The organism is Xanthomonas sp. NCPPB 901 (assembly GCF_056725085.1).
Map to the genome: position 1 here is coordinate 2,588,959 of NZ_CM161511.1, position 11,945 is coordinate 2,600,903.

Sequence of the window (11,945 nt, forward strand, 5' to 3'; positions counted from 1 at the left end):
GGACTTCACCGTATGAGCGACTCCATCAGTTCCATCCTTTCGCAGATCCGCAGCTACCAGGGCCAGGTCGGCCAGGCGGCGCAGACGCGGGTGGGCGATGTCGGCCGCAGCAACGCGATCGAAGGCCTGGCCGGCAACCAAGGCGTGCAGGGCCCGAGCTTCACCGAGACCCTGCGCAACGCGATCGGCGGGGTCAACGAGGCCCAGCAGAAGTCCGGCGCGCTCGCCAAGGCCTTCGAACTGGGCGACCCCAGCGCCGACCTGGCCAAGGTGATGCTGGCCGCGCAACAGTCCCAGGTGGCGTTTCGCGCTACCGTGGAAGTCCGCAACCGACTCGTCCAGGCGTATCAGGACGTGATGAACATGCCGCTGTAAGGGTAGAAGACGATGGCGCTTGCGATCAGCAAAGACACATTCAACAGCGAGAAGGCGGGCGCCTGGTTCGACCGCCTGCAGAGCCTGCAGATCACCCGACGCATCGGCCTGATGGCGATGATCGCGGTGGCCGTGGCGGCCGGCCTGTTCGTGTTCTTCTGGTCGCAGAAGCCCGCCTACACCCCGCTGTACACCGGCCTGGACGAGAAAGGCACGGCCGAGGCCACCGACCTGCTGCGCACCGCGCAGATCCCGTTCAAGCTGGACCCGGCCACCGGCGCGATCACCGTGCCGGAGGACAAGCTGTACGACGCGCGGCTGAAGCTGGCCGGCGCCGGCCTGACCGACAACGGCAACATGGGCTTCGAGGTGATGGAGAAGGATCCCGGCTTCGGGGTCAGCCAGTTCGTGGAGAACGCGCGCTACCAGCACGCCCTGGAAACCGAGCTGGCGCGCACCATCGCCAGCCTGCGCCCGGTGCGCGAGGCGCGGGTGCACCTGGCCATTCCCAAGCCGAGCGCGTTCACTCGTCAGCGCGAGGCCGCCAGCGCCTCGGTGGTGCTGGAGCTGCGCGGCGGCACCACCCTGGAACGCAACCAGGTCGATGCGATCGTCAACATGGTCGCCTCCAGCATCCCCGACCTGGCGCCGGACCGCGTCACCGTGGTCGACCAGAGCGGGCGCATGCTGACCATCGCCGACCCCAACAGCGACGCCGCGCTCAACGCCGCCCAGTTCGACCAGGTGCGACGCCAGGAAAGCGCCTACAACCAGCGCATCCGCGAACTGCTGGAGCCGATGACCGGCCCGGGCCGGGTCAACCCGGAAGTGAACGTGGACATGGACTTCTCGGTGACCGAGGAAGCGCGCGAGCTGTACAACGGCGACCCGCCGAAGCTGCGCAGCGAGCAGGTCAGCGACAGCAGCACCAGCACCGCCGGCCCGCAGGGCGCGCCCGGCGCCACCAGCAACTCGCCGGGCAGCGCGCCGGGCCAGCCGGGCGCCACCGGCGCCCCGGCCGCCGCCGGTGCCACTGCCGGCACCCAGCAGGCCGCCGCCGCGACGCCGACCGAAAGCTCCAAGAGCGCCACCCGCAACTACGAGCTGGACCGCACCCTGCAGCACACCCGGCAGCCGCCCGGACGGATCAAGCGCGTCTCGGTGGCGGTGCTGGTCGACCACGTGATGCGGCCGGGCGCCAAGGGCAAGATGACCGAGCAGGCGCTGAGCGCCGCCGAGCTGACCCGCATCGAAGGCCTGGTCAAGCAGGCGGTCGGCTTCAACGCCGAACGCGGCGATACCGTCTCGGTGATGAACGCTCCGTTCGTCCGCCCGGCCCCGGAAGCGGCCGACAAGCCCGGTTGGTGGGAAGATCCGCGGGTGATGAACGGCCTGCGCCTGGTGCTGGGTGCGGCGGTGGTGCTGGCGCTGCTGTTCGGCGTGCTGCGCCCGGCGCTGCGCCAGATCGCCGGTCCCGCGCCGGCGGCGGCGGTCGGCCACGACCGCGACGGCAACGAGCCGCGCGACGCCAAGCTGTCGATGCTCGACGACGACACCTCGCTGCTGCCGTCGCTGGGCGAGGACACCGCCAGCCTCAGCGGCGGCGGCAACCCCGCCATCGCCCTGCCCGACGCCTACGAGGAACGCTTGCGCCAGGCCCGCGAAGCGGTCAAACAGGATTCCAAGCGCGTGGCGCAGGTCGTGAAGGGATGGGTCGCCAATGAAGCCTGATGCGAACGCAATGAATGGCACCCAGCGCGCCGCCGTGCTGCTGCTGTCGCTCGGCGAGACCGACGCGGCCGAGGTGCTCAAGCACATGGACCCCAAGGAGGTGCAGAAGATCGGCATCGCCATGGCCACGCTGAGCGGCATCTCGCGCGAGCAGGTCGAGAAGGTCATGGAGGAATTCAACGCCGAACTGGGCAGCAAGACCTCGCTCGGCGTGGGCGCCGACGACTACATCCGCAACGTGCTGGTGCAGGCGCTGGGCGCCGACAAGGCCGGCAGCCTGATCGACCGCATCCTGCTGGGCCGCAACACCACCGGCCTGGACACCCTGAAGTGGATGGACCCGCGCTCCATCGCCGACCTGGTGCGCAACGAGCATCCGCAGATCATCGCCATCGTGATGGCGCACCTGGACAGCGACCAGGCCGCCGAGGCGCTGAAGCTGCTGCCCGAGCGCACCCGCGCCGACGTGCTGATGCGCATCGCCACCCTCGACGGCATCCCGCCGCACGCGCTCAACGAGCTCAACGAGATCATGGAGCGGCAGTTCTCCGGCAACCAGAACCTGAAGTCGTCCAACGTCGGCGGGGTCAAGGTGGCGGCCAACATCCTCAACTTCCTGGACGGCGGCGCGGACCAGGGCGTGCTGTCGGCGATCAGCAAGATCGACGCCGACCTGGGCAGCCGTATCCAGGACCTGATGTTCGTGTTCGACAACCTGGTGGAGCTGGACGACCGCGGGCTGCAGACCATGCTGCGCGAAGTCAGCGGCGATCGCCTCGGCCTGGCCCTGCGCGGGGCCGACATCAAGGTGCGCGAAAAGATCACCAAGAACATGTCCCAGCGCGCCGCCGAGATCCTGCTCGAAGACATGGAGGCGCGCGGCCCGGTGCGCCTGTCCGACGTGGAGGCCGCGCAGAAGGAGATCCTGGCGATCGTGCGGCGCTTGGCCGATGAGGGCGTGATCAGCCTCGGCGGCAGCGGTGCGGAGGCCATGGTATGAACGGTAACGTGGTGCGCTGGCTGGCGCCGGAACTCGATGCCCCGCCCCCGCTGGCGGCGCTGCCGTACGAGGACGCCCTGCCGGACGAACCGGTGCTGCGTCCGCCGAGCCTGGAGGAGATCCAGGCGATCGAGGCCGCGGCCCAGCACGAAGGCTTCGAACGCGGCCACGCCGAGGGCCTGGCCCAGGGCCAGGCCGAGATCCGCCGCCTGACCGCGCAGATCGAAGGCATCCTGGACAACTTCTCGCGGCCGCTGGCGCGGCTGGAGAACGAAGTGGTCGGCGCGCTCGGCGAACTGGCGGTGCGCATCGCCGGCAGCCTGGTCGGCCGCGCCTACCAGGCCGACCCGGTGCTGCTGTCGGAACTGGTCGCCGAGGCGCTGGACGCGGTCGGCGGCGCGCGCCGCGACGTCGAGGTGCGCCTGCACCCGGACGACATCGCCGCGCTGACCCCGCTGCTGACGCTGATGGACCAGGGCATCCGGCTGGTGCCGGACCTGAGCCTGAGCCGCGGCGACCTGCGCGTGCACGCCGAATCGGTGCGCATCGACGGCACCCTCGAGGCGCGCCTGCGCGCGGCCCTGGAGACGGTGATGCGCAAGTCCGGAGCGGGCCTGTGAGCGCGCTGTCCGGCACCCACCCCGGCGACTGGCTGGATGCGCGCAACCTGCGCCTGGCCGGCCGCCTGGGCAAGCTCGATCTGGACGCGGCCGCCGGCCGCGGCCTGATCCGCGAGGGCATCCTGCGCCGCGCGGTCGGCCTGACCCTGGAAGCGGTCGGCTGCGAGGCGCCGATGGGCGCCACCTGCAAGGTCGAGGTCGACGGCGGCTGGGTCGACGCCGAAGTGGTCGGCTTCTCCGGCGACCGCACCTCGCTGATGCCCAGCGCCGAAACCCACGGCCTGCTGCCCAACGCGCGGGTGGTGCCGCTGCACCGCCGCGGCGGCGTGGAAGTGGGCGAAGGCCTGCTCGGCCGGGTCATCGACTCGGACGGCGTGCCGCTGGACGGCAAGGGCCCGATCCGCGCCGAAGGCTCGGTGGGCATGGCCGGCGTGTCGATCAACCCGCTGGCGCGCGAACCGATCACCACCCCGCTGGACGTGGGCGTGCGCGCGATCAACGCGCTGCTGCCGATCGGCCGCGGCCAGCGCGTGGGCCTGTTCGCCGGCTCCGGCGTCGGCAAGTCCACCCTGCTGGGCATGATGACCCGCTACACCGCCGCCGACGTGATCGTGGTCGGGCTGATCGGCGAACGTGGCCGCGAAGTGCGCGATTTCGTCGAGACCACCCTGGGCGAGGAAGGCCTGCGCCGCGCCGTGGTGGTCGCCGCCCCGGCCGACCGCCCGCCGCTGGCGCGCCTGCACGGCGCCTACCGCGCCACCGCCATCGCCGAATGGTTCCGCGACCAGGGCCTGAACGTGCTGCTGCTGATGGACTCGCTGACCCGCTTCGCCCAGGCCCAGCGCGAGATCGGCCTGTCGGTCGGCGAGCCGCCGACCACCCGCGGCTATCCGCCGTCGGTGTTCGCCAAGCTGCCGGCGCTGGTCGAGCGTGCCGGCAACGGCGCCAAGGGCCGCGGCTCGATCACCGCCTTCTACACCGTGCTCACCGAGGGCGACGATCCGCAGGACCCGATCGCCGATGCCGCCCGCGCCATCCTCGACGGCCACATCCTGCTGTCGCGGCGCGTCGCCGACAGCGGCCTGTACCCGGCCATCGACGTCGAGTCCTCGGTCAGCCGCGTGGTCCAGGACATCGCCGACGAACCGTGGCGGCTGCGCATCCGCGCGCTGAAGCGGCTGGTGGCGGCGTACTCGGCCAACCGCGACCTGATCACCATCGGCGCCTACCAGCGCGGCAACGATCCGGCCGTGGACGAAGCGCTGGAGCGCTGGCCGGAGATCATGGAGTTCCTCGGACAGGACGTCGCCAAAGCCGCAGATCTGCCCCATAGCCAGGCCGCCCTGAAGCGCCTGGTCGACCGCGAGAACTAAGCCATGATGCAATCGCAACGTCTCGATCCCCTGCTCCGCCGCGCCCAGCAGCACGAAGACGAGGTCGCGCGCGATCTCGCCGAGCGCCAGCGCGCCCTGGCCACCCACGAGTCGCGGCTGGAGGAACTGCGCCGCTACGCCGAGGAGTACGCCAACAGCCAGATGGCCGCGACCAGCCTGGCGCAGTTGGCCAACCGCCGTGCGTTCCTGGACCGGCTGGAGAGCGCGGTGCAGCAGCAGTGCCAGACCGTGGACCGCAACCGCGAGAAGGTGGAGATGGAGCGCAGCCGGCTACTGCTGGCCAGCCGCGACAAGCAGGTGCTGGAACAGCTCGCGGCCAGCTACCGCGCACAGGAACGCAAGGTCGACGACCGCCGCAGCCAGCGCGAGATGGACGACCTCGGCGCACGCCGCGCGCGCCTGGCGGCCACCGCCGACGAACACGATGACGGAGATGGACGATGAACAACGCGCTTTCCGCGCTGGCCGGCAGCGGCCGCGCCAGCCAGATCGGCGGCGGCAACGACGCCCAGGGCACTGACCGCACCGGCGGCAAGGACTTCGCCAAGTTGCTTGGTGGCGGTGGCGGCAGCGGCTCGGCACGCACCACCGCGCCCAAGCCTGCCGCCCGCGAGACGCCCAAGCCGGCGCAGGCCGCCGGCAAGGACCAGGCGGACAAGCGTCCGGCCGCCGCGGACGACACCGCCAGCGATCCGGCGCGCACCGCCCAGGCCGGCGACAAGGTCGCCCAGGACACCGAGAAGAGCAGCACCGAGACCAAGGCGGCCGGCAAGGACAAGGGCAAGAGCGACGACAAGCGCGACGACGCCAAGCCCGACGAGAGCGCCTGGCCGCCGGCCGGGCTGGCCGGCATCGGCCTGGGCCTGCTGCCGGCGATCGGCGCGGCCGTGCTGCCGGCGGCCACCGCGACCCCGCTGGGTGCGGCGGCCGGGCTGGCGGTCGGCGTCGCCGGCGCCGTGGCCAACGGCGCCGCGGCCCTGCTCGGCGGCGGCGACGCGCTGGCGCAGACCGCGGCCGGCGCCACCGATCCGAACGCCGCCACCGCCGCCACCGCCGCCGGTACCGCCCCAGCCTCGGCGGCCGGCGGCTTCGGCGCGATGCTGTCGACGCAGGCCGGGTCGGCCGGCAAGGCCGGCGGCGCCGAGACCGCGGCCCCGCTGGCGGCGCTGGCCGCCGTCGCCGCCGCGGCTGGCGGCAAGAGCGGCGAGAGTGGCGACGCCGCCCCCGCCGCCGACCCCAGCGCGATTGTGCCGACCGCGGCGGCGGCCCCGCTGCACGCCGCGGCGCGGCTGGCCGATCCGCAGCCGTTCAGCGGCTCGCCGACGCCGACCCCGAACCTGCACGGCAACCAGTTCGACGAGGAACTGGGCGCGCGCATCAGCTGGCTGGCCGACCAGAAGATCGGCCACGCCCACATCAAGCTGAATCCGGCCGAGCTCGGCCCGGTCGAGGTGCGCCTGCACATGACCGGCGACCAGGTCAACGCCAGCTTCATCAGCGCCCAGGCCGACGTGCGCCAGGCGCTGGAAAACAGCCTGCCGCGCCTGCGCGACATGCTCGGCCAGCACGGCTTCCAGCTCGGCCAGGCCGACGTCGGCCAGCAGCCGCCGCAGCAACAGCAGGCCAATGCGCAGAGCACGCCGCAGGGCGGCAGCCGCAGCGGCACCGAGCTGGCCGACGACCTGTCCGGCAGCGTCGGGATTCCGGCGATGGTGCTGCGCCAGCGCGGCCTGCTCGACGCCTACGCCTGATCCTGGCGGCGGCGGCGCCACCGCGGCCGGGCGATTCGCCCTGTGGAAGAGGCTCCAGCCCCGACGCGCCATCCCCGAAAGCGTCGGGGCCGACGCCCCGCCGCCCCTCCCAGCCCCTTCTCCCGCAACGGTCTTGGCCCGCGCCCGCACGGCGCGCCCCCCCCGTCAAACACCCGGCGCGCCAGCCGCCCGGTTTCGGCACGGCGATTGCATCCCTAGGGGCAGACCCCCTCCAGGAGCCCGCTCTGTGTCAGCCGCCGACAAATCCAAGAAAGACGCCAAAGATGCCCCGGAAGGCGGCAAGTCCAAGAAGACGCTGCTGATCATCGTCGTCGCGGCGGTGCTGGTGCTCGGCGGCGGCGGTGCCGGCGCGTTCTTTTTCCTGAAGAAGCCCGAGGGCGGCCACGCCAAGGCCGAAGAGAAGACCGCCGAGATTCCCAAACCGGCGCAGTACTTCGCGATGGACCCGGCGTTCGTGGTCAACCTCAATGGCGGCGCCGAGGACGGCCCGCACTACCTGCAGCTGGAAGTGCAGCTGATGACCCGCGACCCGGAAGAACTGAAGCTGATCACCGAGAACGCCCCGGCGATCCGCGCGCACCTGCTGATGCTGTTCTCGCAGGTGCAGGCGCCGGACATCGCCGACATCGCCGGGCGCAAGAAGCTGCAGGCCGCGGCGCTGGCCGACGCGCAGAAGCTGATGACCGCCGAGACCGGCAAGAAGTGCGTGGAAGAACTGCTGTTCACCAGCTTCGTCACCCAGTAAGGCGCTGCCGCGATGACCGACCTGCTTTCCCAAGACGAGATCGACGCCCTGCTGCATGGCGTCGACGCCGGCGTGGTGGACACCGAGCCGCCGCCGGCCGAGCCGGGCGAAGCGCGCAGCTACGACTTCTCCAGCCAGGACCGGATCATCCGTGGGCGCATGCCGACCCTGGAGATGGTCAACGAGCGCTTCGCGCGGCTGTGGCGGATCGGCCTGTTCAACCTGATCCGGCGCTCGGCCGACCTGTCGGTGCGCGGCATCGACCTGATCAAGTTCAACGACTACATGCACTCGCTGTACGTGCCGAGCAACCTGAACCTGATCAAGTTCAAGCCGCTGCGCGGCACCGGCCTGATCGTGTTCGAGCCGACCCTGGTGTTCACCGTGGTCGACAACTTCTTCGGCGGCGACGGCCGCTACCCCACCCGCATCGAGGGTCGCGAGTTCACCCCGACCGAGATGCGGGTGATCCAGCTGATGCTCAAGCAGACCTTCGCCGACCTGGCCGAGGCCTGGGCGCCGGTGATGGAAGTGGACTTCGAGTACCTCAATTCCGAGGTCAACCCGCACTTCGCCAACATCGTCACCCCGCGCGAGTACGTGGTGGTCAGCCGCTTCCACGTGGAGCTGGAAGGCGGCGGCGGCGAGATCCACGTGACCCTGCCGTATTCGATGCTCGAGCCGATCCGCGAACTGCTCGACGCCGGCATCCAGAGCGACCGCGTGGACCGCGACGAGAGCTGGAACATCATGCTGCGCGAGCAGTTGTTCGGCTCGGAGGTCACCATTTCCAGCGTGCTGGCGCAGAAGCAGATGAGCCTGCGCGAGCTGACCCGGCTGAAGATCGGCGACGTGCTCCCGATCGACCTGCCCAAGCAGGTGCCGCTGTGCGTGGAGAACATCCCGGTGTTCACCGGCGAGTTCGGCATTTCGCACGGCCAGAACGCGGTGAAGATCACCGCCACCCATCCCCCCGGCGCGCCGCGCCGCCGCCCCGCTCCACAGGAAGACCAGCCATGACCCAGACCGATCCCACCCAGCCGGCGCCGGCCCAGTTCGACAGCCTGCAGCCGGAGGCCATGGCCGAGTCCAACGATCTGAACCTGGACGTGATCCTAGACGTGCCGATCACGCTGTCGCTGGAAGTCGGCCGCAGCCGCATTCCGATCCGCAACCTGCTGCAGCTCAACCAGGGCTCGGTGGTGGAACTGGAACGCGGCGCCGGCGAGCCGCTGGACGTGTACGTCAACGGCACCCTGATCGCGCACGGCGAAGTGGTGACCATCAACGACCGCTTCGGCGTGCGCCTGACCGACGTGGTCAGCCCCAGCGAGCGCATCCGGAGATTGCGGTGAGCCTGCTGCTCGCCGTCGCCACGCAGACCGCCAAGCACGGCGCGGGCGTCGGCAACGCGGCGCCGTCGGCGCCCAGCCTGCTCGGTGCGGTGTTCGCCCTGCTGCTGGTACTGGGCCTGATCCTGGCCATGGCCTGGGTGCTCAAGCGCCTGCCCGGCAGCGGCTTCCGCCCGGCGCAGGGCCTGCGCGTGGTCGCCAGCCTGGCGGTCGGCGCCAAGGAGCGGGTGGTGGTGGTCGAGGTCAACGGCGAACAGTTGCTGCTCGGCGTGTCGCCCGGCGGGGTACGCACCTTGCATCAGCTGCCCGCGCCGCTGCCGCAGGCGCCCGCGCCGACCCTGCCCGCGATCAAGCCGTTCAAGCAGCTTCCCGATTTCGCCCAGCTTCTGGCGCAGAAGCTGCGCAAGGACAAATGACATGCCGTTTTTCTGGAACCGCAACGCCCGCCGCCTGCGCCTGCTGCTGATCCTGCTGGCGCTGAGCCTGCTGCCCGCGTTCGCCTGGGCGCAGGCCGCCGCGGCACCGGCCGCCACGCCGACCGCGCAGAACCCGCAGAACGCCGCGCCCACCCTGCCCTCGCTGCCGCAGGTCAACGTCGGCAAGATCGGCGCGCAGCCGGTGAGCCTGCCGCTGCAGACGCTGCTGCTGATGACGGCCATCACCCTGCTGCCGTCGATGCTGCTGGTGCTGACCGCCTTCACCCGCATCACCATCGTGCTCGGCCTGCTGCGGCAGGCGCTGGGCACCGGCCAGACGCCGTCCAACCAGGTGTTGATGGGCCTGGCGCTGTTCCTGACCGCGCTGGTGATGATGCCGGTGTGGGAAAAGGCCTGGGGCCAGGGCATGAGCCCGTATCTCAACGGCCAGATCGATTTCCAGACCGCGTGGACGCTGACCACGCAGCCACTGCGCGCGTTCATGCTGGCGCAGGTGCGCGAGACCGACCTGATGACCTTCGCCGGCATGGCCGGCAACGGCACCTACAGCGGCCCGGACGCGGTGCCGTTCCAGGTACTGGTGGCCTCGTTCGTCACCAGCGAGCTGAAGACGGCGTTCGAGATCGGCTTTCTGATCTTCATTCCGTTCGTGATCATCGATCTGGTGGTCGCCAGCGTGCTGATGTCGATGGGCATGATGATGATGTCGCCGATGCTGATCTCGGCGCCGTTCAAGATCCTGCTGTTCGTGCTGGTCGATGGCTGGGTGCTGACGGTCGGCACGCTGGCCGCCAGTTTCAACGGGGTCTGAGGCGATGAGTCCGGAACTGGCGTTGACCGAGCTGCGTGGCGGGCTGATCACGGTGTTGTGGGTGGCCGGGCCGTTGTTGCTGGCGATGCTGGCGGTGGGTGTGGTGATCGGTGTGTTCCAGGCGGCGACGCAGCTCAATGAGCCGACGATCGCGTTCATCGCGAAGGTGGTGGCGTTGACGGCGATGTTGTTCGCGACGGGCAGCATGCTGCTGGCGCACCTGGTGGAGTACACGACGATGCTGTTTCAGCGTATTCCGCATTTGATTGGGTAGCGGGGATGGCTGCGCCTGCTGCCCTGATCGCTCCCTGTGTAGTGGATGCCTCTTCTGCTCGCTTTTCTAGGTTTGGAGAGCAACAGCTAGAGCTTTCGCCTGGCGGCGAGTTACTTTTCTTTGCTTGTGCAAAGAAAAGTAACCAAAAGAAAGCACACCCCGCCGCAGCGCCCGCTACGCGGGTCCGCTCCGCTGACGGGATTTTCGGACGGGGCTTGTCTGCTTCGCAGCCAAGTCCGGGGCAGTCGCCTCGCGGCGCCTGCCCGCCCGCCGGGGCGAAGCAGTGCTTCGCCTTTTCCCGGCGAGCCCTGCCCCGGCCGAAAACGGCGCACGTCCCTGTGCGCCGCCCCCCTGCGGGGGGTTTGACCCGCCAGCTCCGCCGCTGCGGAGGGGACCCGGTGGATCAAGAGCGAAGCAACAGCAACGGCAAAAACGAACGCTACTGCCACAGCCGCTTTGGCTTTGGTTTCATTGCCGGTCGTGCTGTGTTCGTTGTTGTTCGGGGGTTCGCCGGTCTGTCTTCGGCTGCAGGTCGCTCGCGTTGCGCAGTCGAGACTGGCCGTTCCTTCGTGATGTCTGCCGGGGTCTTAGGCTGATGGATGCCGCCACGCAAATGGTCGTCGATGGGTCGCGGGCGTTCGCGATGGTCGGGGCGATTCTGTGGACCATGCTGCGGATCGGGGCGATGCTGACAGTGATGCCGATGGTGGGGACCAAGGCGGTGCCGGGGCGGGTGCGGGTGATCCTGGCCGGGACGCTGGCGATGGCGCTGGCGCCGTTGCTGCCGCCGGTGCCGGACTGGGATGGGTTCAATGCCGCGGTGGTGCTCAGCGTGGCGCGGGAGTTGGCGGTGGGGGCCAGCATGGGCTTCATGCTGCGGCTGATCTTCGAGGCCGGAGCGATGGCCGGGGAACTGGTCTCGCAGAGCACCGGCCTGGGGTTCGCGCAGATGGCCGATCCGTTGCGCGGGGTCAATTCCCCGGTGATCGGCCAGTGGTTCTATCTGGCCTTCGGGATGATGTTCTTCACCGCCAACGGGCATCTGGCGGTGGTGTCGCTGCTGGTGGACAGCTACAAGGCGCTGCCGATCGGTACCGCCCTGCCCGATGCGCAGGCCATGGCCTCGGTGGCGCCGAACTTCTTCATGAGCATCATGCGCGGCGCGGTGACGCTGGCGCTGCCGGTGATGGTGGCGATGATGGCGGTGAACCTGGCCTTCGGCGCGCTCGCCAAGGCCGCGCCGTCGCTGAACCCGATCCAGCTCGGCCTGCCGGTGGCGGTGGTGCTGGGCCTTGCGCTGCTGGCGGTGCTGGTCGGCGAGATGGGGCCGCCGGTGCAGCGCCTGTTCGACGCCGCCTTCGACGCCGCGCGCGCGCTCACCGCATAGCCGGCGCTCAAGCTAAGCTGCGACGCGGCCGATACCGGCAGCATGCC

Annotated in this window: 14 protein-coding genes; all 14 read left to right on the forward strand. The window is 70.2% G+C overall.

What is annotated here, in order from left to right; translation table 11 throughout:
- Nucleotides 1-12: 12 nt before the first annotated feature.
- The 14 genes from fliE to fliR all read left to right on the forward strand — a co-directional run bounded on the left by fliE (nucleotide 13) and on the right by fliR (nucleotide 11,898).
- Entirely contained in the window at nucleotides 13-375 is a 363-nt protein-coding gene (gene fliE / locus AC1PME_RS10845; RefSeq protein ID WP_254458052.1) for a flagellar hook-basal body complex protein FliE, read from the forward strand.
- A 12-nt stretch (nucleotides 376-387) separates the two neighbouring features.
- A complete protein-coding gene (gene fliF / locus AC1PME_RS10850) occupies nucleotides 388-2,106 on the forward strand; it encodes a flagellar basal-body MS-ring/collar protein FliF (protein ID WP_307550583.1) in 1,719 nt (572 codons plus the stop codon).
- Between the two features lie 10 nt (nucleotides 2,107-2,116).
- Entirely contained in the window at nucleotides 2,117-3,106 is a 990-nt protein-coding gene (gene fliG / locus AC1PME_RS10855; RefSeq protein ID WP_254458054.1) for a flagellar motor switch protein FliG, read from the forward strand.
- Nucleotides 3,103-3,726 carry a FliH/SctL family protein gene (locus tag AC1PME_RS10860; protein ID WP_254458055.1) on the forward strand — a complete coding sequence of 208 codons (624 nt, stop codon included), beginning with the start codon at nucleotides 3,103-3,105 and terminating at the stop codon, nucleotides 3,724-3,726. The genes fliG and AC1PME_RS10860 overlap by 4 nt, the downstream gene beginning before the upstream one ends.
- Nucleotides 3,723-5,099, forward strand: a complete 1,377-nt coding sequence (locus AC1PME_RS10865) for a FliI/YscN family ATPase (RefSeq protein ID WP_307550585.1) — start codon at nucleotides 3,723-3,725, stop codon at nucleotides 5,097-5,099. Before AC1PME_RS10860 ends, AC1PME_RS10865 begins: the two co-directional genes overlap by 4 nt.
- 3 nt (nucleotides 5,100-5,102) lie before the next feature.
- On the forward strand, nucleotides 5,103-5,564 hold the full coding sequence (gene fliJ, locus AC1PME_RS10870) for a flagellar export protein FliJ (protein WP_010341649.1): 462 nt from the start codon (nucleotides 5,103-5,105) through the stop codon (nucleotides 5,562-5,564).
- Complete coding sequence (locus AC1PME_RS10875; protein ID WP_481095885.1) at nucleotides 5,561-6,871, forward strand: flagellar hook-length control protein FliK; 1,311 nt, start codon at nucleotides 5,561-5,563, stop codon at nucleotides 6,869-6,871. The genes fliJ and AC1PME_RS10875 overlap by 4 nt, the downstream gene beginning before the upstream one ends.
- Before the next feature lie 247 nt (nucleotides 6,872-7,118).
- Entirely contained in the window at nucleotides 7,119-7,637 is a 519-nt protein-coding gene (locus tag AC1PME_RS10880; protein WP_254458058.1) for a flagellar basal body-associated FliL family protein, read from the forward strand.
- 12 nt (nucleotides 7,638-7,649) lie between these two features.
- On the forward strand, nucleotides 7,650-8,657 hold the full coding sequence (fliM, locus tag AC1PME_RS10885) for a flagellar motor switch protein FliM (RefSeq protein ID WP_254458059.1): 1,008 nt from the start codon (nucleotides 7,650-7,652) through the stop codon (nucleotides 8,655-8,657).
- Complete coding sequence (fliN, locus tag AC1PME_RS10890) at nucleotides 8,654-8,992, forward strand: flagellar motor switch protein FliN (RefSeq protein ID WP_429002413.1); 339 nt, start codon at nucleotides 8,654-8,656, stop codon at nucleotides 8,990-8,992. The genes fliM and fliN overlap by 4 nt, the downstream gene beginning before the upstream one ends.
- Nucleotides 8,989-9,405 (forward strand): flagellar biosynthetic protein FliO, encoded by a 417-nt coding sequence (gene fliO, locus AC1PME_RS10895; RefSeq protein WP_254458060.1) that lies wholly within the window; start codon nucleotides 8,989-8,991, stop codon nucleotides 9,403-9,405. Before fliN ends, fliO begins: the two co-directional genes overlap by 4 nt.
- 1 nt (nucleotide 9,406) lies before the next feature.
- Nucleotides 9,407-10,237, forward strand: coding sequence for a flagellar type III secretion system pore protein FliP (gene fliP, locus AC1PME_RS10900; protein WP_254458061.1), 831 nt, complete (start codon nucleotides 9,407-9,409; stop codon nucleotides 10,235-10,237).
- Nucleotides 10,238-10,241: 4 nt separating this feature from the next.
- On the forward strand, nucleotides 10,242-10,511 hold the full coding sequence (locus AC1PME_RS10905) for a flagellar biosynthetic protein FliQ (protein ID WP_010343869.1): 270 nt from the start codon (nucleotides 10,242-10,244) through the stop codon (nucleotides 10,509-10,511).
- A 595-nt stretch (nucleotides 10,512-11,106) separates the two neighbouring features.
- Nucleotides 11,107-11,898 (forward strand): flagellar biosynthetic protein FliR, encoded by a 792-nt coding sequence (fliR, locus tag AC1PME_RS10910; RefSeq protein WP_254458062.1) that lies wholly within the window; start codon nucleotides 11,107-11,109, stop codon nucleotides 11,896-11,898.
- Nucleotides 11,899-11,945: the final 47 nt, after the last annotated feature.

What these genes read in the sequence shown, in the direction of transcription:
- fliE (WP_254458052.1), top strand. Translation starts at nt 13, where the DNA reads ATGAGCGACTCCATCAGTTCCATCCTTTCGCAGATCCGCAGCTACCAG.
- fliF (WP_307550583.1), top strand. Translation starts at nt 388, where the DNA reads ATGGCGCTTGCGATCAGCAAAGACACATTCAACAGCGAGAAGGCGGGC.
- fliG (WP_254458054.1), top strand. Translation starts at nt 2,117, where the DNA reads ATGAATGGCACCCAGCGCGCCGCCGTGCTGCTGCTGTCGCTCGGCGAG.
- AC1PME_RS10860 (WP_254458055.1), top strand. Translation starts at nt 3,103, where the DNA reads ATGAACGGTAACGTGGTGCGCTGGCTGGCGCCGGAACTCGATGCCCCG.
- fliJ (WP_010341649.1), top strand. Translation starts at nt 5,103, where the DNA reads ATGATGCAATCGCAACGTCTCGATCCCCTGCTCCGCCGCGCCCAGCAG.
- AC1PME_RS10875 (WP_481095885.1), top strand. Translation starts at nt 5,561, where the DNA reads ATGAACAACGCGCTTTCCGCGCTGGCCGGCAGCGGCCGCGCCAGCCAG.
- fliM (WP_254458059.1), top strand. Translation starts at nt 7,650, where the DNA reads ATGACCGACCTGCTTTCCCAAGACGAGATCGACGCCCTGCTGCATGGC.
- fliN (WP_429002413.1), top strand. Translation starts at nt 8,654, where the DNA reads ATGACCCAGACCGATCCCACCCAGCCGGCGCCGGCCCAGTTCGACAGC.
- fliP (WP_254458061.1), top strand. Translation starts at nt 9,407, where the DNA reads ATGCCGTTTTTCTGGAACCGCAACGCCCGCCGCCTGCGCCTGCTGCTG.
- AC1PME_RS10905 (WP_010343869.1), top strand. Translation starts at nt 10,242, where the DNA reads ATGAGTCCGGAACTGGCGTTGACCGAGCTGCGTGGCGGGCTGATCACG.
- fliR (WP_254458062.1), top strand. Translation starts at nt 11,107, where the DNA reads ATGGATGCCGCCACGCAAATGGTCGTCGATGGGTCGCGGGCGTTCGCG.